We start from the raw sequence: 20098 nt of genomic DNA on the forward strand, positions 1-20098 counted from the left end.
AGTTCCTGAGGGTTCAGCGCGCCGGCGCCGGGGCCGTTTCAGCGGCGGCAGGCGCAGCCATGTTCACGACCCGCACCGCGGTGCCATCGCGCTGCAGCCGCTGCTGGCCGGCGATCACCACGGTGTCGCCCTGCCGCAGGCCGCTGACCACCTCGACATCCGAACCCCGGCGCGCGCCCAGGGCCACTTCCACCCGGCGCGAGTGGCGCTTCTTCGCGTCGCCCTCGCCCTGTTCGTCGAGCACGTAGGCGTACTGCTTGCCGGCCTGGGGCACCAGGGCTTCCTCGGGCACCACCAACGCGCGCTCGTTGACCGAGAAGACGATCAGCACGCGCGCGAACATGCCGGGACGCAACACGTTGTCGGCCGCAGGGGGCATGACGGCCCGCACGGAGATGGAGCGGCCATTGGCGTCGAGCAGCGGGTCCACGGCCAGCACCTTGGCTTCGAACGAGCGGTTCGGCAAGGCATCGAGCTGCACCTGCACCACCTGGCCCGGGGCGAGCTGGGTCTGGTAGCGCTCCGGCAAGCGGAAGTCCACCGTGAGCATGGACGTGTCCTCGAGGTTCACGAGGTTGTCGCCGTCCTTCACGTAGGCCCCCAGGTTGATGCTGCGCAGGCCCACGGTGCCCGCGAACGGGGCGGTGATGCGCATGCGCTGCAGCCGCGCGTCGGCCAGCGCCACCTGGGCTTCGGCCACCTGCAGGTTGGCCTGGCTTTCCTCCACCACGCGCTGGGCCACGAAGTTCTGCGCCACCAGATCCTGGTTGCGCTTGAGGTTGGCGCGCGCGATGGACAGCTGGGCCTGGGCCTGGCTCAATTCGGCGCGCTGCAAGGTGTCGTCGAGTTGCACCAGCAACTGGCCCGCCTTGACCCGGGCGCCGTCCGCGAAGACGATCCGGGCCACCCGGCCACTGGTCTCGGGCTTGAGCGTCACGCTCTGGCGGGAGCGCAGGGTGCCCACGGCCTGGGCGTCGTCCTGCAGCCGGATGGCCTTCACCCGCGTCACCTCCACACCGGGTGCGCCACCGGCCGCTGCACCGGAAGCGCCCGGTCCGGTGCCGGCCACCGGCGGGGTGATGGCATCCCGGTTCTGCAGCCACCAGGCTGCACCGGAGGCCAGACCGATGCCAACGACGGCCACCACCACGTAAAGCGCTTTGTTCGCCATGGATTCCACTGCCGGGGAAAAGGACGCCCTACCCCCGTGGGGCATGGCACAGATCGATGAAACGAAATGTAGCAGTGGGTGGGAGCCGCCGGTGACGGGATTTCCCCTGTAGGACTCAGGCCGGCACGCCCCGGTTCGCCAGGGCGTCGGCCCGTTCGTTGCCAGGGTCGCCGGCGTGACCTTTGACCCAGTGCCATTCGATCTGGTGGGGCCCGGCGTGCACCAGGCCATCGAGCTTGCGCCAGAGGTCGGCGTTCTTCACCGGCTGCTTGGCCGCCGTGACCCAGCCCTTGCGCTTCCAGCCGTGGATCCACTCGGTGATGCCCTGGCGCACGTACTGGCTGTCGAGGTACAGCGAGACCCGGCAGGGGCGCTTGAGCGCGGCCAGGCCTTCGATCACCGCGGTGAGTTCCATGCGGTTGTTGGTGGTTTCGCGCTCGCCGCCCCACAACTCCTTCTCGAAACCCTCTGACTTGAGGTAAACGCCCCAGCCGCCAGGCCCAGGGTTGCCCTTGCAGGCACCGTCGGTGTAGATCACCACATGGTTCAAAAAAAGCTCCTGAATACAAAAAGGGAGAGGCGCGGCGGCGTTCAGTGCCGGTGGGTCACCGACACCGGGGCGGCCGAAGTGGCGCGCCTGGGCTTCCAGGCCGGGCCCAGCAGGCGCATGCCGCGCACGCGCTTGACCGCCACCACGAAATACACCGCGCCAAAGATGGGCCACCAGCGGGCACCGGCGCGGTCCAGCCAGGCGTAGCGCTGCAACCAGGTGTCGGTGCGCATCGCCGGGCGGTAGCAGCCAAAGCGGTCCGACTCTACTTCAAAACTGAGCAGCCTCAGCCAGTCGCGCAGGCGCCAGGGACCGATGAAATCCCCTGCTTCAGGCAGGTACAGGCTGGAGGCACCGAAGGCGTTGAGGCCCACCCGGGCGCAGAACCGGCCGCGCCCCTGGCGCAGGCCCCACAGGCTCGTGGGGTTGAAGCCCGAGATCACCACCCGGCCTTCGGGCACCAGCACGCGCTCGACCTCGCGCAGCACGTGGTGCGGGTCGGCGCTGAACTCCAGCGTGTGGGGCAGCACCACCAGGTCCAGGCTGGCCTCGGGGAACGGCAGGGCGGCCGCGTCGGTGATCAGGGCCACGCGCGGGGCGCGGCCCTCGGCCCTGGCCGGCAGCACCTCGGGCAGCGCCAGCCAGCGGTGCGGCATGCGGTTGGCCTGCAGGCCCTCCAGCTCGGGCAAACCGAGCTGCAAGGCGTTGTAGCCAAAGAGGTCGGCCACCGCCAGGTCGAACTGGGCCTGCTCCCACGCCAGCAGGTACTGGCCGGGCGCGGTCGAAAACCAATCGGTCAACCCTATAATTTTTGCGGTCATGTGCGGTGGGGCCGAAGCCGGTTCCGGCAGGAAGTCTGCGACACTGCAAACCACCGGGAAGGCCAGCCCCGCACTCTACACGCCCTACCCGACATCCGTCCCATGCACCTCATTCCGATCCCGGCCTTCAGCGACAACTACATCTGGGCCCTGCACGACGGCGCCCAGGCGCTGGTCGTGGACCCTGGCGAAGCCGCGGGCGTGGCCCGGTGGCTGGTACAGGAAGGCCTGCGGCTGGACACCATCCTGATCACCCACCACCACGCCGACCACACCGGCGGCGTGGCCGAACTGCGCGAGGCCACTGGCGCGCGCGTGATCGGCCCGGCCTTCGAGCCCATGCCCGAGCCGCTGCAGCGCGTCGGCGAAGGCGAGTCGGTGGAGGTGCTCGGCCTGCGCTTCGAGGTGATCGAGGTGCCGGGGCACACCGCCGGCCACATCGCCTACTACACGCCCGCCCTGGACGGCGCCCCGCTGCTGTTCTGTGGCGACACGCTGTTCTCCGGCGGCTGCGGCCGCCTGTTCGAGGGCACGCCGGCCCAGATGCTGGACTCGCTCACCCGGCTGGCCGCCCTGCCCGCCTCCACCCGCGTGTGCTGCACCCACGAGTACACGCTGTCCAATCTCAAGTTCGCGCAGGCGGTGGAGCCCGGCAATGCCGAGCTGGCGGCCTACACCGCCCACTGCCAGGCGCAACGCGCGCAGAACTTTCCCACGCTGCCCAGCTCCATCGGGCTGGAAAAACAGATCAATCCTTTCTTGCGCACCGGCGAAACCGCCGTCGTGCGCTCCGCCCAGGCCCACGAGCCGGGCATTGCCACCGATGCCGTGTCGGTTTTCGCCACGCTTCGCGAATGGAAAAACGTTTTCAGATGACCCCTGCCTTCCCGACCGCCCTTCCCGCTCCCGCCTTTGCTCCCCTGTCCACCGGTCCCGCCCGCCGCTGGCTGACGCTGGCCGGCACGGCCCTGGTGCTGCTGGTGTCCGGCTGCGCCACCACGGCGCTGCCCGAGGCCGGCAGCGGCGCCACCGGCGCGCCCAACGCCACGCCACCCGTCGCCGCCAACGCGCCGCGCCTGCCCTCGTACCGCCTGCCCAGCGATGTGCCCCTGAGCACCATCGGCACGGCCGAAACCGCGCTCTCCAGCGTGACGACGCTGGACGCCCCCGCCGACCTCTGGGACCGCATCCGCCGTGGCTTCGCCATGCCCGACCTCGAAGGCGACCTGGTGCGCGACCGCGAGCAGTGGTACGCCACCCGGCCCGACTACATGCAGCGCATGACGGAGCGCTCCAGCCGCTATCTGTTCCACATCGTGGAGGAGATCGAGCGCCGCAACATGCCCATGGAGCTGGCCCTGCTGCCCTTCATCGAAAGCGCCTTCAACCCACAGGCCGTCTCCAGCGCGCGCGCCGCAGGCATGTGGCAGTTCATGCCCGCCACCGGCCAGTCGTTCGACCTCAAGCAGAACGCCTTCCGCGACGATCGGCGCGACGTGCTCGCCTCCACGCGGGCCGCGCTCGACTACCTGCAGCAGCTGTACGGTCGCTTCGGGGACTGGCACCTCGCGCTGGCGGCGTACAACTGGGGCCAGGGCAACGTCAACCGCGCCATCACCAACAACCAGCGCCTGGGCAAGCCCACCGGTTACACCGACCTCAACATGCCGGCGGAAACGCGCCTGTACGTGCCCAAGCTGCAGGCGGTGGAGAACATCCTGGCGCGGCCCGAGGCCTACAACACCACCCTGCCCCTGATCGGCAACCACCCCTTCTTCGACACCGTCGCGCTGGAGCGCGACATGGATGTCGCCCTCATCGCCCGCCTGGCCGAGGTGGCGGAAAAAGACTTCCGCGCGCTCAACCCCTCGCTGCGCCAGCCCATCGTGATGGCCGCCGGCACGCCGCATGTGCTGCTGCCCTGGGACAACGCGTTGATCTTCCAGCGCAACCTGCAATCCCACACCGGCCCCCTGGCCAGCTGGACGGCCTGGGTCGTGCCCACCACCATGTCCGTGGCCCAGGCCGCCGACCGGGCGGGCATGAGCGAAGCCGAGTTGCGCGCGGTCAACAACATTCCGCCTCGCATGCAGGTGCGCGCCGGCTCCAGCCTGCTCGTGCCACGCACCGACAAGCGCAACGGCGACGTGCCGGTGCACGTGGCCGACAACGGCCAGATCAGCTTCCAGCCGGAGGTCATCCTCAAGCGCACCACCGTCAAGGCGCGCAAGGGCGAGAACCTGACGCGCCTGGCCCAGCGCTATGGCGTGAGCCCGGTGAGCGTGGCGGGCTGGAACAAGCTGGCCGTGAACGCGGCGCTCAAACCGGGCCAGCGCATCACGCTCATGCTGCCGCAGCGGGTCGCGGTCGCCAAGGCCGCCCCGCCGAGCAAGGCCCCGGCCAAGAAGTCGGCCACGGCCACACCGGCGCGCAAGGCCTCGCCCACCGCGAGCAAGCCGGTGAAGACCAAGTCCAAGACCGCCACCAGCGCGAGCAAGACGCGCGTGGCGTCCAGCGGCAAGTCCGACAAGAAGAACTGAGCGACCGGGCGCTCGCGCCAGAATCAGGCCCGGAACCGGGCCTTGGCCTTGCGTGCGAAGTCGTTGGTGAAGGTAAGCGCCAGATCCACACGCTGCAGCGAGCCGGGCTCCTCGAACTGCGCCAACATGCGCGCCGCCGTGGCCGGCCCGGTCTCGGGCATCATGCCGTCGACCGTCCAGGCCTCGCGCACGCGGGCGAAGGCCGCCAGGTACAGCGCGCGGTCACCCTGAAAGTAGCGCTCGGGCACCACCTTGATGATGTCGGATGGGCCCGCCGTCTGCAGCCATTTGAGCGCGTGCACCATCGCATCGGCCATCGCCTGGCTGGCCTTGGGGTACTGCGTCAGAAAGCTCCCCGGCGCGCACAGACAGCCGGAGGGCAAAGGACCGCCAAAGACCTCGGCCGTGCCGCGCGTGCTGCGCGTGTCGGCCACCACCTTGAGCGCACCCATCTGCTCCAGTTGCGTCACGGTCGGGTCGGTGTAGCTGATCGCATCGAGCTCACCGCGGCGAAACGCCTGAACCGCCGCCGCGGCATTCGCCAACGGCACGTAGCGCACATCGGCGGCGCGCAGCCCGACCTTGCCCAGCACCAGGCTCGCCACGCGGTGCGAGGCGGCACTCGCTGGCCATCACCCCCACGCGGCGGCCGCGCAGGTCGGCCACCCCGCCGTTGTGGCCCATGGTCTCCAGCGACACCCCCACCACCACCTGCGGCGCTCGCCCCTGCAACACGAAGGACTGGAGGTTCTGGCCGCGCGCCTGCAGTGCGATCGTGTTCGGGTACGGGCCGGACAGCACATGGGCCGCACCGCTCTGCAAGGCGTGCAGCGACTGCGCCACATCGGGAAACTCGCGCACCTCCACATCGATGCCTTCCTGGGCAAAGTACCCGAGGCGTTCCGCGATGGTCAGTGGGAGGTAGCAGAACGAGGAGCGGCTATCGACCGCAATCGCCAGTTTGGGCGCACCGGGTCGAGGTGTGGGTGGCGCCGCAGAGGCCGGCGCCGGCTGCGCGCGCAAGGACGGTACGGCGACCGACGCCACGCTCAACGCACAGACACGTCCCCAGTTTCGGCGACTCCACATGACCCGGTTTCCTCTCTCGGCACATTCTTTGGATGAGCCTTGAGACTAGGGGGCGGGCCGCAAACCCGCATCAGGACCAATCCCGAGCGGGTTTGTACCGAGCACTTGCAAGCTGATGTAACGGCGTCGAACGCAAGCGCGCGTCAAACGAAAAGGATCGCGAGATTGACGATCAGTGCCAGGGTCCACGCGAGGCTGCGCGCCGTGGCGAGGTTGCGCCACGTACATCATGATGTAAAGCACCCGCAGCACGACAAACAGAAAGGCGAGAACGTCCAGGCGAACCTGTGAAGCGCCGAGCTGGTGCGCGATGATCACGGCGCCAATGAAGAACGGCAGCGCCTCGAAACTGTTGGCCTGCGCGGCGTTCGCGCGGGCCCGCCAGTCGCTCTGGCGCGCCAGCCATTCGCGCGGGTGCTGGTTGTCGAAACCACCATCGCGGCGCGGCTTGGAGAACGTGCCCGATTTGGCGAGCCACGCGCAGCCGATCGGCAACAGCGAAGCCACCACCACCGCCCAATACGCCACGGTCAATCCTGCCAGTTTCATGATGAAGCGCTTTCGAGAAGAAATGGCGCCGGTCAGCGCCGGTCCACCAGGGCATGGGCGATCGTGCCCAGGTCCACGTACTCCAGCTCGCTGCCTACCGGCACACCCCGGGCCAGGCGGGTCACCTGCACGTCCGTGCGGCCCTTGAGCGCCTGCGCGATCACGTGGGCCGTGGTCTCACCTTCGGCGGTGAAGTTCGTGGCCAGGATGACTTCCCGCACCTCGGGCTCCCCTTGTTCGGCCGGCGCGCTGATGCGGTCAAAGAGTTTCTGCAGACCGATGTCGCGCGGGCCCACGCCATCGAGCGGGCTGAGCTTGCCCATGAGCACGAAGAACAGGCCTTTGTAGGCACCGGTGCGCTCCATCGCTGCCTGATCGGCGGGTGTCTCCACCACGCAGAGCTGGCTGCGGTCGCGCCGGGGATCGCGGCAGGTGGGGCAGATGTCGTCTTCGGTGAAGGTGTGGCACAGGCTGCAGTGCTTCACCGAGCTGGCCGCGTGCTCCAGCGCGCGGGCAAGCTGCACGGCGCCGTCGCGGTCATGCTGCAGCAGATGGAAGGCCATGCGCTGTGCCGACTTCACCCCCACGCCAGGCAGGCGGCGCAGCGCCTGCACCAGCAGTTCGAGCGAGTGGTTTTCAGCCATCGATGAGCGAAGGAGCCCGCGCGATGGGGATCAGAACGGGAACTTCATGCCGCCCGGCAGGCCGGGCATGCCGGCCGTGAGCTTGCCCATTTTCTCGGCCGAGGTTTCTTCGGCCTTGCGCACCGCGGCGTTGAACGCGGCGGCCACGAGGTCTTCCAGCATGTCCTTGTCGTCGGCCAGCAGGCTGGGGTCGATGGTGACGCGCTTGACGTCGTGCTTGCAGGTCATAAGCACCTTCACCAGGCCCGCGCCCGATTCGCCCGTGACCTCGATGAAGGCCAGCTCGTCCTGGGCTTTCTTCAGGTTGTCCTGCATGGCCTGGGCCTGCTTCATGAGGCCGGCGAGTTGTCCTTTGTTGAACATGGTCTTCCTAACGTTCCGAGTGAAAAAAGAAAAGAGGCTCAGGCCGTGGTGATGGCCTTGAGGGTACCGGGCACGATTTTGCCGCCAAAGTCGCGCATCATGGTCTGGACAAAGGGGTCGTTCAGGATGTGCGCCTCAGCCTCGCGCTGGCGGCGCGCCGCTTCCGCTGCCACGCGGCGCGCGGGCGAGTCCGAAACGCTGCCAATCTCCACCGAGAGGCGCACCTCGTGGCCGATGGTCTTCAGCGCCGTGGCCAGGCGTTCGCGCGTATTGCCCTGGTTGAGCGAGCTGCGCTCCACGCGCAGCATCCACTGGTCCGTGTCGCGCGCGATCAGTTGCGATTGCAAGCCCAGCTCGCGCACCAGCGCGGTGATGGCTTCCGCGCGCACGAGCTGCATCACGGTCTCGAACCAGAAATCGCCTTCGACGCTGCCACCGGGCGCGGCGGGCAACACCGTTTGTGTGCCGTGTTCGTCGCGGGCCTGAGGCTGATCCGCCGGGCCGGGTTCACCGGCATCGCGCACCGGGATCGGCCATGACACGGGGTGGCGCCGGTTCGGCCTCTTCCCAGGGAGGGCCATCGTCCTCGGGCCAGGGCGCATCGTCCACCGGCTCGGCGGGCATCTGCGGCGCGGCGGCGGGTGCCGACACAGCCACCGCGGAGGGCTGCGGCGCCCTCACGGGCGCGGGTGGAGCGACGGCCGGCGGCGGGTTCACCACCGGCAAACGCACCATCGGCACCGGCGTGGGCGCCAACGCAGCCGCGGGTGCGGCCACCTCCGCAACAGGCGCTTCAGCCGTTTTCAGTGTTTTTTTTTCCGCCGCGGCGCTGACAGCGGCCGTGTTGGCGGGTTTGAAGGCCATCAGCCGCAGCAGCACCATGGTGAGCGCGGCGTACTCGTCGGGGGCCAGGCCCAGCTCGCCGCGCCCATGCAGGCACAGGCTGTAGAGCAGTTGCGTCTCGTCGGCCGGCAGGCTTTGCGCCAGCCGCGCGATCTGCGCTTCATCGGGGTCGTCCAGGCCTTCGGCCTGGGCGCGGTCGGGCACGGCCTGCAGCACGGCCATGCGCTGCAGCACGCCGGTCATCTCTTCCAGCGTCGACGCGGCGTTCAGGCCATTCACGCGCAGCGCGTCCACGGTATCGACCACCGTGGCGCCATCGGCGCGGGCCAGCGCATCGATCAGGCGCAGCACATAGGAGCGGTCCACCGCGCCCAACATCTGGCGCACCGTGGCCTCCTGCAACTGGCCGCCGCCAAACGCAATCGCCTGGTCGGTGAGCGAAAGCGCGTCGCGCATGGAGCCGCGAGCGGCGCGCGACAGCAGGCGCAGCGCCTGCACCTCGGCAGGCACGTTTTCGGCTTGCAACACCTGTTGCAAATGCTCCAGCACGGTCTCGGGCGCCATGGGCCGCAGGTTGAACTGCAGGCAGCGCGACAGCACGGTCACCGGCACCTTCTGCGGATCCGTCGTGGCCAGCACGAACTTGAGGTACTCGGGCGGCTCTTCCAGCGTCTTCAACATGGCGTTGAACGCCGTGTTGGTCAGCATGTGCACCTCGTCGATCATGAAGACCTTGAAGCGCCCCTGCACCGGCTTGTAGACCGCCTGCTCCAGCAGGGCCTGAACTTCGTCCACGCCCCGGTTGGAAGCGGCATCGAGCTCGGTGTAATCGACGAAACGGCCACTGTCGATGTCGGTGCAGGCCTGGCACACGCCGCAAGGCTCGGCGGTGATGCCGCCCTGCCCGTCGGCACCCAGGCAGTTGAGTGACTTGGCCAGGATGCGCGAGACCGTGGTCTTGCCCACGCCACGTGTCCCGGTGAACAGGTAGGCGTGGTGCAGGCGCTGGGTCGTCAAGGCATTCGAGAGCGCTTGCACCACATGGCCCTGCCCCACCATTTCGGTGAAATTGCGCGGGCGGTATTTGCGGGCCAGGACGACATAGGACATGGCGACGATTCTAAGCGGCGGGGTATTGCAAGGTGATCCGACATCGACACACCCCATCGCCTACAATCGACCTCGACGGGCCTTCCCGCATGGTGAAGCGGCCAACCGGGTCAGGTGGGGAACCAAGCAGCCCTAACTGTGAATCCAGTGCCGGGGTCAAGGCTCGTCACCTTCTTCTCATCCCACCATGTCCGTGCGCGATCCCGCCTCCATTGCCAGCTGGCATGCCCACGTGTACTTTGGTACGGACACGCGCGATGCCGCCTGGGCTTTGCGCGAAGTCATCGCCGCCGAACTCGCCGCCCACGTGCAGATCGGGCGGTTCCACGAAAAACCGGTCGGGCCGCATCCGGCCTGGACCTACCAGGTGGCTTTCGATGCCCCCGAGTTCGCTCACGTGGTGAGCTGGCTCGCCCTGAACCACGCTGCGCTGGATGTGCTCATCCACCCCAACACCGGCGACGCGCTGAGCGATCACCGCGACGGCGCGCTGTGGCTGGGCAAGTCCTATCCCTTGAACCTGCAGGCCCTGGTGGACTGAACGGCCGGCGATGAACCCCTGGATCCTGCTCGGGCTGCGCATTGCCGCCGAAGTCGTCGGCACCTCCGCCCTGAAAGCCAGCGAGGGCTTCAGCAAGCTCTGGCCTTCGGCGATCGTCGTGGTGTCCTACGGCGCGGCGTTCTACCTGCTGTCGCTGACCCTGCGCACCATTCCCGTGGGCATCGCCTACGCCGTCTGGTCGGGCGTGGGCGTGGTGCTCATCGCATTGATCGGCTGGCTGGCGTTCGGCCAGAAGCTCGATGCCGCCGGCATGCTGGGCATGGGCCTGATCGTGGCGGGCGTCCTGGTGCTCAACCTGCTCTCGAAAAGCTCGGCCCACTGAATCAGGTGGCGCAGCCAGCGGCGCACGCCCTCACCGGCCGCCACCCCACTGGCCAGGCAGGCCGTCAGCAGATAGCCCCCGGTGGGCGCTTCCCAGTCGAGCATTTCACCCGCACAGAACAGGCCCGGTCGCGACCGCACCATCAGGCCATCGTCCAGCCCCTCCCAGCGCACGCCACCGGCGCTGCTGATGGCTTCGTCGATGGGTCGCGCGGCGGCCAGCGTGATGGGCAAGGCCTTGAGCGCGGCGGCCAGTCGGGCGGGCTCGTGCATCGCGTCCTTGCTCAACATTTCATTGACGATGGCCGATCTTGATGCCCTCCAAGCCGAGCCGGCTCTTGAGGTGGCTCGAGAGGCTGCGCGAACCGCGCGGATGCGCCACCTGGGCCAGCACCTGTTCGGCCGTGCGGTCGGGCAGCAGGTCCAGTTCGAACGTGGCCCGGCCCTCGCGCGCGATCTGATCGCGCAACAGGCCCGACACGGCATAGATCAGGCTGCCTTCGACACCGGTGGCCGTGGCGACGAATTCGCCCTTGCGCTGAAAACCGTTCCCCAGGCTGTCCGTGAACCGCACGGCCACCGACTTGAAAGGCTGGCCCGCGAAACGCTCCAGGAAGAAAGGGCTCCAGCCGCCCGCCACGTCGAAGCCGCAGTTGCTGGGCTGCAGCGGCGCCACGTCAACGCCCTCGGCTTGCAGCCGGGGCACCCAGGCACCGTCGGAGCCCAGGCGCGCCCAGCTCGCGCCGCCCAGCGCAAGCACGGTGGCGCGGGACTGCACCCGCAGCGGCCCCTGCGGCGTGTCGAACACCAGGGCTGTGCCGTCCCAGCCCGTCCAGCGGTGGCGCATGTGGAAGCCCACCGGCGTGCCACCGGACTCGGGATGGCGCAGCCGGTGCAGCCAGGCCCGAAGCAGCGGCGCGGCCTTCATGTCGGTGGGAAAGACGCGCTGCGAGCTGCCCACGAACGTGCTGATGCCCAGGCCGGTGGCCCAGTCGCGCACGGCCTGCGGCCCGAAGGTCTCGAGCAGCGGGCGCAGGTGGTCTGCCTGCGCGCCGTAGCGGCCCACGAAGGCCGGCAGCGTTTCGGCGTGCGTGAGGTTCATGCCGCCCTTGCCCGCGAGCAGGAACTTGCGGCCCACCGAAGGCATGGCGTCGAACAGGTGCACGTTGAGGCCGGCGCGGCCCATGACTTCGGCGGCCATCAGGCCGGCGGGGCCGCCGCCGATGACAGCCACATCGACAGGCAGAAAAGAACTCGAATCGGTCATGAAGAACTTGATGCAGCGACCAGCTCGATGAGCCGGCCCTGAGCGTTGATGAAGGCGAGCCGCACGGCTTCACCCGGCCGGGCCTGCGCCATGGCCTGGCGGTAGCCCTCCATCTGCGCGAGCAGTTCGGGCTGGCGCTCGGGATGGGCAGCGCTCTTGTAGTCCAGCACCCACCAGTCGCCGCTGTCGCGGCGGCGCACCAGGCGGTCCAGCCGCAGCAGCTCCCCCTGGTGGAAAAGCTCGACCTCGTTGCCCCAGTGGTTGAGCGCCTCCGCGTCCCAGGCCCAGGCGGCCTCGCCGCTCACGATGCGTTGGGCCATGGCGAGCACATCGCGCGCCTGGGCCGGGTCGAGCGCGAACTCGCGCGCCACGGCCTGCGTGTGTTCGGGTGCCCAATCGAAACCCTGGGCCGGCGTGGGCCGCCATTCCAGCAGGCGGTGCAGCGCCAGGCCGATGCGGTTGGCGGTGTCGTCCACGGGCGGTGCGACTTCCGCATTCACCACGGAGGCGGTCTCCACAGTCAGAGGAGGCAAGCTCGGCAAGTGGAAGACCTGGGCTTGCACCGAAGGGGGGCCATCGGCATCGGCCGCGGGCAACGGTGCCTCCAGCGGCGCGGCCAGCGGCTGCAAGCGTGCGTACCAGGTGGTGGTGCCGCGCTTGTGCGGTTCGAAGCTGGAGATCACCAGCCGCGACTCGGCGCGCGTCAGGGCCACATAGAGGGCGTTGAGTTCCTCCAGCGAGCGCGCCTGCTGCTCCTGCTGTAAGGCGTCCACCGCGCAGTCGGGTGGCGATTTTTCGCTGGCCAGAAACACGAAGCGGCGCGGCAGCGGGTCTTCGCCCGGCCAGTCCACCAGCACGCCCATGCTCTCGGGCCGGGCGGAGCCGGAATCGGTGTCGAGCATGAGCACGGTGTGGGCTTCCAGGCCCTTGGCCCCGTGGATGGTGAGCAGGCGCACAGCGCCGGGCGTCTGCACCGCCGTGGCCTTGATGCCACCCGCCTTGAGCGCGCGCACGAAGCGGTACGGGGTGAGGAAGCGGCCGCCATCCTGCGCGAGCGACTGGGTCAGCAGGTCGCGCAGTTGGGCGAGCACGGCGGCGCGCTGGCTCGCGGGCACGGCTTGCGCGAAGCGCGCGAGCACGTCCCCATGGTCGTAGAGGGCGGACAGCGCATCGTGCGGCGGCAAGCTGAGCAGCCAACCCCGGTAGAGCGCGAGGCGCTGCGCGGTGTCCTGGAACTGCGCAGCCTGCGCCGGGGTGGAGGCGGCCGCCGCTTGTTCATCGGAGGGCAAGGCGCCGAAACGCTGCAGCACCTCCCACCACGAAGGCCGAGGGGTTGGTGAGCTCGCGCCATCGGTGCGCGGCGGCGTCCAGCGCTGGCGCAGGCGCGCGAGCTGGGCCAGGTCGTCGTCGCTCCAGCCACACAGCGGCGACTTGAGGGCCCGCGCCAGGCTCAGGTCGTGCCGGGTCGAGACCAGGGCGTCCAGCAACGCCACCACGTCCTGCACCGCGGGCGCTTCGCCGAGCTCCAACTTTTCGGGTTGTTCGCTGGCCAGGCCGCGGTCGAGCAGCGCCTCGTGCATCCGGGCCAGGCGCTCGCGGCGGCGCGACAGCACCATGATGTCGTCGGGCAGCAGGCGCCCGTCGGCCACCTCGGTGGCGATCCAGTCGGCGGCCTGCCCGGCTTCCAGCGCGGCCAGGCTGTCTTCGGGCAGCACGCGCGGCGTGGTCAGGCTGTCGCGCCACACGGGCTCGCCATCGTTCCCCGATTGGCTTCGCTCCAGCAGGCTGCGTGGCAGCTGCGGCAGACACAACACCTCGCCTTGCGCGGTGCTTTCGGTGGTGTGGGGACGGTAGTCGCTGCCGTATTCGCCGGCCTGCACCGCCGCCCCCATGGCGGCGTTGAGCGCGTCCACCACCGCAGGCGCACAGCGGCGCGTGTGATCGCAACTGAGCAGCGCACCGGCCAGGCCTTGCACCACGAAGGCCTGCGCCGCCTTGAACACCTGCGGCTCGGCACGGCGAAAGCGGTAGATCGATTGCTTGGGGTCGCCGACCAGGAACACGCAGGGCGCCTCGCCCGGGCCTGCGCCCGCATAGGCCGAGAGCCAGCCGTAGAGGGCCTGCCATTGCAGCGGGTTGGTGTCCTGGAATTCGTCGATCAGCACGTGGCGCACGCGCGCGTCCAGCCGCTGCTGGAGCCAACCCGAGAGCTCGGCATCGCCCAGCAGGCGACGCGCCGCACCCTCCACGTCGTTCATGTCGACCCAGCCGCGTTCGCGCTTGAAAGCGGCAAAGCTCATGAGCAACACGCGGGCCAGGCGCGAGAGGCGCTGGTGGTGCAACCAGGCGCGGTGCTGGCGCATGGCTTCGAGCGTTCGCAGCGCCAGTTGCTGCGCGGCGCGCACGGCCTCGATGCCGGTGAGCTTGTCGCTGAACTTGCGCGGCTCGTCCTTCTGCGTGAGCAAGGCCGTGAGCACCCCCGTGCCATCGGCCTGGCCCAGCGCCTGCTCCAGCTCGACGCCCTTGGCGGAGAAGGTCGGCGCGCTCGCGCGCCCCAGGGCGTGAGCGGCTTCGCGCAGCAGCGTGACGGCGCGGGCGTCCTGCACCAGCCATTGCGCCGGCTCGTCGAAACCCGCGAACTCCGGGTAGCGCTGCGCCATCGGCTCGACCGATGCCTCGACCACACCCGCCGCATCGGCCAGCGCGAACTCCACGCGCTTGTCGAGGGTCTTCTTCAGCGCCACCAGTGTCTGGTGGCGGCCATGTTCGGCCACGCTGGCCATGAAGTCCTCTCGCTCGACGGGACTGGCGGCGAGCGCCGCGTAGAAACGCGGCCAGACCTGGGCCACCGCGCGCGCGTCGTCTTCGAGCAACTCGTACTGCACCGGCAACTGCAGTTCCTGCAGCACCGACAGCGGTGCTCCGCGCAGCAACGCGGCGAACCAGCTGTGGAAGGTGCGCACCTGAACGGGACGACCGATGGCGGTGACGCGCGCATGCAGGCCTCGGGCCTCGGGCACGCGCCGCCGGGCATCGGTCTCGCTCAGACCACGCGCGCGCAACTCATTGGCGAAGGCGTCGTCGGCCAGCGTGGCCCAACGGCGCAGCTCGGCGTTGAGCCGGTCGCGCATTTCACCGGCCGCCTTCTTGGTGAAAGTGATCGCGAGGATGTCCTGCGGCGCACAGCCGTCGAGCATCGCGCGCAGGATGCGCGAGACCAGCATCCAGGTCTTGCCCGCGCCGGCACAGGCTTCCACGGCAATGCTGCGCGCGGGATCGCAGGCCAGCGCATAGAAGGCTTCGCGCGCGGCGGGCGCGCCGTTGATGCGGTAGGCGGGTGCCGTCATGCGGGCGTCCAGAAATCTTTGCGGCACAGGCCCCGTGCGGCGCAGAAGTCGCACACGCGGCCTTCGCCGAGCGCCGGCATGGGCTGGCCGGCGGCCACGCGCGCCATGTCGTGTGCAAGGCCGGCCTGCAGGTGCTCACGCGCCATCAGCACGTCCGGTTGCTCCACGAGCCAGGTGGGGCCGTCCTTGCCACCGTCGCCGCGTTTGTCGGTGATGCTGAGGTAGGCGGCGCGCAGGTTGTCGTCGGGCAGCAGGGCCGCGTAGAAGGCCAGCTGGGTGTCTTCCAGTGGCTCTTTCACGCGGTCGTGGGTCTTGCTGCGGCTTTCGGTCTTGTAGTCGATCACGAAGGGAATCGGTCCTTCGGGGCTGTGCTGCGCATCGATGCGGTCCAGCTTGCCGTAGAGCTTCCAGGGCCCTGCGTTCGCGACGCGTTCGGCCTCGGCCTGGACGAAGCGCGGGCCCGGCCGGTCGTCGGTGGCTTCGAAACCGGCCAGCCAGTCCAGATAGCCCTCGCGCAGCGCGGGCCACACCGCCTGGTAAGGCAGGAAACCGGCCCCACCCTCGCCCGCGTTCAAGCCCATGGCGGTGGCGGTCTCGTCGGCCAGCCGGTCAAGCCAGGCCTGGTCCACGTCGCGTCCCGGGCGGGCGTCGCCGCGCTGCTCATGGAAGGCGCGCAACACCGCGTGCAACCAGTTGCCCATGTCGCGCTGATCCGGCTCGGCTTCGAGCTCGGCGGCCTCGACCAGGCGCAGCTGGCGCAGCGCGAAGAAACGGTAGGGGCAATCGCGCAAGTCCTGGTAGGCGCTGGCCGAGAGCGACTCGGGCAACACATCGCTGGCGGAAGGCGTGGGCCTCGGTTGGGTCGCTGGCGTGAGCGGGCGCAGGTCACGTGGATCCACCCCTGGTTGCACCGGCAACGCCTGTACCCAGGCACTCGGCAGCACGGCCTCGCCGCGCTCCTGCGTGCGCCACAGCAGATCCAGATGCGGCAAGGCGAGCGTGGCCCGCCAGGCACTGGCCGAGGCCTGGGCCAAGGCCTCGCGGGACGACAGGCCCAGCAACTCGCGCTGCGCCGTCGTCCAGTCGCCGGGTGGCTCTGGGCTGGGACTCAGGTGCGTCTCGTCGCAACCCGGCACCACGGTGGCGGCGAAAGGCCGCCCCAGCAGCTGCGCCATGGGCAGAACCACCACGGCCGCGTCGCCCGCGCTGCGGGGCATGAAGCTCGCCCCCTCCAGCACATCGCGCACCCAGGCGGTGAAGGCGCTGAGGGACAGGCGCGCACCACCGCGCGTGGACCCTTCCACCGCCTGGGTCACGCCGGCCAGCTCCATGGCCGCGCCTTCGCCCAGACGCAAGGTCTGCACCAGTTGTTGTCCGGCGGGATCGCTCTCGAACGAGGTCCACAGGCCACAGGCCTTGAGCGCCGCGGCCAGGTCGCCCAGCCACATCGTCAAGGGTCTTCCCACCTGCAAGCCCTCGAGCCAGGCGGGCAGGCCTTCGGGAATCACCGCGGCAAGCCGCTCGTGCTGCAGCGCTGCCTTCCAGCGCGACACACCCGCTTCGCGCGCGAGCTGTTCCAGTTGCTGCACCTGCGCCTCGGGCCAGGCCTTGGCCTGCTTGAGCAGGTCCAGCACATCGTCCATCGAGGCGCGCGCATCGACCGCGCGCAGCACGCTCATGAGTTGTGCGGCCGCGTGGGTGGTGGAGAGCTTCCAACCGGTCTCGTCGCGCACCGACACACCCACACGGTGCAGCATGGCGCTGACGCGCCGGGTGAGCAGTCGGTCGTTCGCCACCAGCGCCACCGGCACGTGTCCGTGGTTGACCTGCGCGATCACACAGGCCGCGGCGCGCTGGGCTTCGTCTTCCGCGTCGCCGCAGGCGTGCAGACCCGGCACACCGCTGGCGCCATCGTCCATTTCGCCGAGCGACAACACCAGCGATTGTTCACCCCAACGCGCGGCCAAGGCCATGGCCAACGGGTCTTCCTGAAAGCCCTGCAGCACCACCAACAGATCGGCGTGGACGCCGGGCTGCGCCATCGGTGCCCACAGCACATCGGTGGCATAGGCGGAGGCGCTCACCCAGGTCAGCGCCAGCGTGCGCAACAGCCCCTCCCAGTACAACGAGGAAGCGGCGGGCGCCAGCGACGCGCGCAGCGGTTCAGCCCAGGCCAGCCTTTCCTCGGGCGGCAACGCGGCGGCCAAAGGGGCCAGCTGTCGCGCGGCCTCCACGAGGCGGCCCACCATGATGGCGCGCAAGGCGGCATCGGCACGCGCGGGTGCCACGCGTTCGATCAGGGCCGCGGCCATCAGGCTGTCGCGTGCCATGTCCATGCTCAGATCGCCCGGACCCGGCAGGAAGGGCCGCAGGCTGGCGGCCCAGTTGCGGCTGGATTCGAAACGCGGGGCAAACCCGCTCGGGTGCGACGCCGCCCAGGCCTTGCGCCCGGCGTCCATCAATTGGGCATAGGGCACCAGCACCACCACACGGCTGGCGGGCACGGCACGGTCCTGCATGGCCTGATCGATGTGCGCGATCCAGCGCGCCCATTGGCGCATCGATGGATGGCCCTCTCCCGCGGCCGGCGAACCGGCCTCTCGGGATCGAGCTTACAGGCGTCATGGAAATGGGTGTTTCTGTCACAATGATGCGGACCGTGCGCTCAGAGGGTGTGAGAACACCTTGAACTGCTGGCATGTGACCCAAACTGTAACCCCTCCCCGTTCAACGACTTTTAGGATGAATCATGGCCAGCGACCTGATCAAACACGTTTCCGATGCCAGCTTCCAGGCTGATGTGCTGGAGGCCGGAGCGCCGGTGCTGGTGGACTTCTGGGCCGAATGGTGCGGCCCTTGCAAGATGATTGCGCCGATCCTCGATGAAGTGGCCGGCTCGTACAACGGCAAGCTCAAGATCGCCAAGCTCAACGTGGACGACAACCGCGACGTGCCCGCCAAGTTCGGCATCCGCGGCATCCCCACGCTGATGCTGTTCAAGGATGGCCAGCTGGCCGCCACCAAGGTCGGCGCCGTGAGCAAGGCGCAGCTCACCGCCTTCATCGACCAGCAACTGGCCTGATGCCTTGCTGAAGGGTGCCCGGGTGCAACGCCCGGGCACGGTTTCCCCGGCCCCCTATTTCCTGTCATAATTTGCTTCAGCGGGCCTGACAGACGCCCGCCCTTCTTTCCGCGCACCGTCCGCCATCCGGACGCCGGCGCCCCCTCCCCCGGTTTTGACTCAACTCCCTTTCGGAGTGAATTCCATGCACCTTAACGAACTCAAGGCACTGCACGTGTCTGAAGTCCTCAAGCAGGCCGAAGCGCTTGAGATCGAAAACCCTGGCCGCATGCGCAAGCAGGAGCTGATGTTCGCCATCATCAAGAAGCGCGCCAAGGGCGGTGAACTGGTGTATGCGGACGGCGTGCTGGAAGTGCTGCCCGACGGTTTCGGCTTCCTGCGGGCCCCGGACACCAGCTACACGGCGAGCACCGACGACATCTACATCTCGCCCAGCCAGATCCGCCGCTTCAACCTGCACACCGGCGACATGATCGAGGGCGAGGTGCGCATCCCCAAGGACGGCGAACGCTACTTCGCCCTCAACAAGCTCGACAAGATCAACAGCCTGCCCCCCGAGGACAACAAGCACAAGATCATGTTCGAGAACCTGACGCCCCTGTTCCCCAAGGAACAGATGCGACTGGAACGCGACATCAAGAGCGAAGAGAACATCACCGGCCGCGTGATCGACATCATCGCCCCCATCGGCCGCGGCCAGCGCGCGCTGATCGTGGCGCCGCCCAAGAGCGGCAAGACGGTGATGATGCAGCACCTGTGCCACGCCATCACGGCCAACCACCCCGAGGTGGTGCTCATGGTGCTGCTGGTCGACGAGCGCCCCGAGGAAGTGACCGAGATGCAGCGCACCGTGCGCGGCGAGGTCATTGCCTCCACGTTCGACGAACCGGCGGCCCGCCACGTGCACGTGGCCGAGATGGTGATCGAGCGCGCCAAGCGCCTGGTGGAGCTGGGCAAGGACGTCGTGATCATGCTCGACTCCATCACCCGCCTGGCCCGTGCCTACAACAACGTGCTGCCCTCCAGCGGCAAGGTGCTCACCGGCGGCGTGGACGCCAACGCCCTGCAGCGGCCTAAGCGCTTCTTCGGCGCGGCCCGCAAGATCGAAGAAGGTGGTTCGCTGACCATCATCGCCACGGCCCTGGTCGACACCGGCAGCCGGATGGACGAAGTGATCTTTGAAGAATTCAAGGGCACCGGCAACTGCGAAATCCACCTGGACCGCCGCCTGTACGAAAAACGCGTGTTCCCCTCGATCCAGCTCAACCGCAGCGGCACGCGCCGCGAGGAATTGCTGCTTCAGCCCGAAATTCTGCAAAAAACCCGCATCCTGCGTCAATTCATGTACAACATGGACGAAATCGAGGCGATGGAGATGGTGCTCAAGAGCATGAAATCGACCAAGAACAACTCCGAATTCTTCGACATGATGCGTCGGGGCGGTTAAGGCTATAATCCAAGGCTTTGCTAATTGCGGCAAGTACAACGAAACGGTTTCGTTGCGGCTGCGGCACCTGAACTGAAAGAAACGCCATGAAAGACGGTATCCACCCCAACTACCGCGAAGTCTGCTTCCAGGACCTCTCCAACGGTTTCAAATTCGTGACCCGCTCCTGCGCGAACACGAAAGAGACCATCAAGATGGAAGACGGCCGCGAGCTGCCGCTGTACAAGCTGGACACCTCCAGCGAATCGCACCCCTTCTACACCGGCACGCAAAAAAGCGTGGACAACATGGGTGGCCGCGTCGAGCGCTTCCGCAACCGTTACGCCAAGACCGCCAAGTAAGCGGCGTGTGCCCGGGCTTTTCCCGGGTGTCCGCACCTTGCTCAGAAAAGC

Annotated in this window: 16 protein-coding genes, 1 other RNA gene and 3 pseudogenes; 8 read left to right on the plus strand and 12 right to left on the minus strand. The window is 68.5% G+C overall.

Translation table 11 applies throughout. The annotated features are described in order from the left end of the window. Positions 1 to 13: 13 nt before the first annotated feature. From ACFJI0_RS12090 to ACFJI0_RS12100, 3 genes are all read right to left on the minus strand, one after another. Complete coding sequence (locus tag ACFJI0_RS12090; RefSeq protein WP_382325160.1) at positions 14 to 1171, minus strand: efflux RND transporter periplasmic adaptor subunit; 1158 nt, start codon at positions 1169 to 1171, stop codon at positions 14 to 16. 115 nt (positions 1172 to 1286) lie between these two features. Next, a complete protein-coding gene (gene rnhA / locus ACFJI0_RS12095) occupies positions 1287 to 1721 on the minus strand; it encodes a ribonuclease HI (protein WP_382157435.1) in 435 nt (144 codons plus the stop codon). Between the two features lie 41 nt (positions 1722 to 1762). After that, positions 1763 to 2542: a class I SAM-dependent methyltransferase gene (locus ACFJI0_RS12100; RefSeq protein ID WP_382325162.1), complete on the minus strand. Its 780-nt coding sequence runs from the start codon at positions 2540 to 2542 to the stop codon at positions 1763 to 1765. A 102-nt stretch (positions 2543 to 2644) separates the two neighbouring features. Between ACFJI0_RS12100 and gloB the strand changes: the two genes are divergently transcribed. Together gloB and ACFJI0_RS12110 are read left to right on the plus strand one after the other, a co-directional pair. Next, complete coding sequence (gloB, locus tag ACFJI0_RS12105) at positions 2645 to 3418, plus strand: hydroxyacylglutathione hydrolase (RefSeq protein ID WP_382325164.1); 774 nt, start codon at positions 2645 to 2647, stop codon at positions 3416 to 3418. Further along, entirely contained in the window at positions 3415 to 5082 is a 1668-nt protein-coding gene (locus tag ACFJI0_RS12110) for a transglycosylase SLT domain-containing protein (protein WP_382325166.1), read from the plus strand. The genes gloB and ACFJI0_RS12110 overlap by 4 nt, the downstream gene beginning before the upstream one ends. A gap of 23 nt (positions 5083 to 5105) precedes the next feature. Here ACFJI0_RS12110 and ACFJI0_RS12115 read toward each other — a convergent pair whose 3' ends face one another. The 6 genes and pseudogenes from ACFJI0_RS12115 to dnaX form a co-directional block, all read right to left on the minus strand. Beyond that, entirely contained in the window at positions 5106 to 5675 is a 570-nt protein-coding gene (locus ACFJI0_RS12115; protein WP_382325168.1) for an ABC transporter substrate-binding protein, read from the minus strand. Then, positions 5584 to 6129 (minus strand): ABC transporter substrate-binding protein, encoded by a 546-nt coding sequence (locus ACFJI0_RS12120; protein WP_382325170.1) that lies wholly within the window; start codon positions 6127 to 6129, stop codon positions 5584 to 5586. Before ACFJI0_RS12120 ends, ACFJI0_RS12115 begins: the two co-directional genes overlap by 92 nt. A gap of 185 nt (positions 6130 to 6314) precedes the next feature. Further along, positions 6315 to 6720: pseudogene (locus ACFJI0_RS12125) on the minus strand (MAPEG family protein). A 32-nt stretch (positions 6721 to 6752) separates the two neighbouring features. After that, positions 6753 to 7364: a recombination mediator RecR gene (gene recR / locus ACFJI0_RS12130; protein ID WP_291120795.1), complete on the minus strand. Its 612-nt coding sequence runs from the start codon at positions 7362 to 7364 to the stop codon at positions 6753 to 6755. Between the two features lie 30 nt (positions 7365 to 7394). Further along, on the minus strand, positions 7395 to 7727 hold the full coding sequence (locus tag ACFJI0_RS12135; RefSeq protein WP_066266019.1) for a YbaB/EbfC family nucleoid-associated protein: 333 nt from the start codon (positions 7725 to 7727) through the stop codon (positions 7395 to 7397). A gap of 38 nt (positions 7728 to 7765) precedes the next feature. Then, a pseudogene (dnaX, locus tag ACFJI0_RS12140) lies at positions 7766 to 9680 on the minus strand (DNA polymerase III subunit gamma/tau). 74 nt (positions 9681 to 9754) lie between these two features. Between dnaX and ffs the strand changes: the two are divergent. The 3 genes from ffs to ACFJI0_RS12155 all read left to right on the plus strand — a co-directional run bounded on the left by ffs (position 9755) and on the right by ACFJI0_RS12155 (position 10564). Continuing rightward, an RNA gene (gene ffs / locus ACFJI0_RS12145) (signal recognition particle sRNA small type) lies at positions 9755 to 9851 on the plus strand. 16 nt (positions 9852 to 9867) lie between these two features. After that, entirely contained in the window at positions 9868 to 10221 is a 354-nt protein-coding gene (locus ACFJI0_RS12150) for a DOPA 4,5-dioxygenase family protein (protein WP_382325172.1), read from the plus strand. Between the two features lie 10 nt (positions 10222 to 10231). Further along, positions 10232 to 10564 (plus strand): SMR family transporter, encoded by a 333-nt coding sequence (locus ACFJI0_RS12155; RefSeq protein ID WP_382325174.1) that lies wholly within the window; start codon positions 10232 to 10234, stop codon positions 10562 to 10564. An 11-nt stretch (positions 10565 to 10575) separates the two neighbouring features. Here the strand turns inward: ACFJI0_RS12155 and ACFJI0_RS12160 are convergent. From ACFJI0_RS12160 to ACFJI0_RS12170, 3 genes and pseudogenes are all read right to left on the minus strand, one after another. Further along, positions 10576 to 11830: pseudogene (locus ACFJI0_RS12160) on the minus strand (TIGR03862 family flavoprotein); the annotation flags it as partial. Continuing rightward, positions 11827 to 15177, minus strand: coding sequence for a UvrD-helicase domain-containing protein (locus ACFJI0_RS12165; protein ID WP_382325176.1), 3351 nt, complete (start codon positions 15175 to 15177; stop codon positions 11827 to 11829). The gene ACFJI0_RS12165 and the pseudogene ACFJI0_RS12160, both read right to left, overlap by 4 nt. Beyond that, positions 15174 to 17696, minus strand: a complete 2523-nt coding sequence (locus tag ACFJI0_RS12170; protein ID WP_382325178.1) for a PD-(D/E)XK nuclease family protein — start codon at positions 17694 to 17696, stop codon at positions 15174 to 15176. The genes ACFJI0_RS12165 and ACFJI0_RS12170 overlap by 4 nt, the downstream gene beginning before the upstream one ends. Before the next feature lie 230 nt (positions 17697 to 17926). Here ACFJI0_RS12170 and trxA point away from each other — a divergent pair, with 230 nt between their 5' ends. From trxA to ACFJI0_RS12185, 3 genes are all read left to right on the plus strand, one after another. Next, a complete protein-coding gene (gene trxA / locus ACFJI0_RS12175; protein ID WP_291120781.1) occupies positions 17927 to 18259 on the plus strand; it encodes a thioredoxin TrxA in 333 nt (110 codons plus the stop codon). 184 nt (positions 18260 to 18443) lie between these two features. Then, positions 18444 to 19706, plus strand: a complete 1263-nt coding sequence (gene rho, locus ACFJI0_RS12180) for a transcription termination factor Rho (protein WP_159594444.1) — start codon at positions 18444 to 18446, stop codon at positions 19704 to 19706. 86 nt (positions 19707 to 19792) lie between these two features. Continuing rightward, positions 19793 to 20047, plus strand: a complete 255-nt coding sequence (locus tag ACFJI0_RS12185) for a type B 50S ribosomal protein L31 (RefSeq protein ID WP_382157412.1) — start codon at positions 19793 to 19795, stop codon at positions 20045 to 20047. Positions 20048 to 20098: the final 51 nt, after the last annotated feature.

This window comes from Hydrogenophaga sp. UC242_53, assembly GCF_042696965.1.
Taxonomy (GTDB): domain Bacteria; phylum Pseudomonadota; class Gammaproteobacteria; order Burkholderiales; family Burkholderiaceae_C; genus Hydrogenophaga.

Bases quoted from the DNA above. Each gene is read 5' to 3' on its own strand.
- ACFJI0_RS12090 (WP_382325160.1), bottom strand. From the start codon at position 1,171: ATGGCGAACAAAGCGCTTTACGTGGTGGTGGCCGTCGTTGGCATCGGT.
- ACFJI0_RS12100 (WP_382325162.1), bottom strand. From the start codon at position 2,542: ATGACCGCAAAAATTATAGGGTTGACCGATTGGTTTTCGACCGCGCCC.
- gloB (WP_382325164.1), top strand. From the start codon at position 2,645: ATGCACCTCATTCCGATCCCGGCCTTCAGCGACAACTACATCTGGGCC.
- ACFJI0_RS12110 (WP_382325166.1), top strand. From the start codon at position 3,415: ATGACCCCTGCCTTCCCGACCGCCCTTCCCGCTCCCGCCTTTGCTCCC.
- recR (WP_291120795.1), bottom strand. From the start codon at position 7,364: ATGGCTGAAAACCACTCGCTCGAACTGCTGGTGCAGGCGCTGCGCCGC.
- ACFJI0_RS12135 (WP_066266019.1), bottom strand. From the start codon at position 7,727: ATGTTCAACAAAGGACAACTCGCCGGCCTCATGAAGCAGGCCCAGGCC.
- ACFJI0_RS12150 (WP_382325172.1), top strand. From the start codon at position 9,868: ATGTCCGTGCGCGATCCCGCCTCCATTGCCAGCTGGCATGCCCACGTG.
- ACFJI0_RS12155 (WP_382325174.1), top strand. From the start codon at position 10,232: ATGAACCCCTGGATCCTGCTCGGGCTGCGCATTGCCGCCGAAGTCGTC.
- ACFJI0_RS12165 (WP_382325176.1), bottom strand. From the start codon at position 15,177: ATGACGGCACCCGCCTACCGCATCAACGGCGCGCCCGCCGCGCGCGAA.
- ACFJI0_RS12170 (WP_382325178.1), bottom strand. From the start codon at position 17,696: ATGCAGGACCGTGCCGTGCCCGCCAGCCGTGTGGTGGTGCTGGTGCCC.
- trxA (WP_291120781.1), top strand. From the start codon at position 17,927: ATGGCCAGCGACCTGATCAAACACGTTTCCGATGCCAGCTTCCAGGCT.
- rho (WP_159594444.1), top strand. From the start codon at position 18,444: ATGCACCTTAACGAACTCAAGGCACTGCACGTGTCTGAAGTCCTCAAG.
- ACFJI0_RS12185 (WP_382157412.1), top strand. From the start codon at position 19,793: ATGAAAGACGGTATCCACCCCAACTACCGCGAAGTCTGCTTCCAGGAC.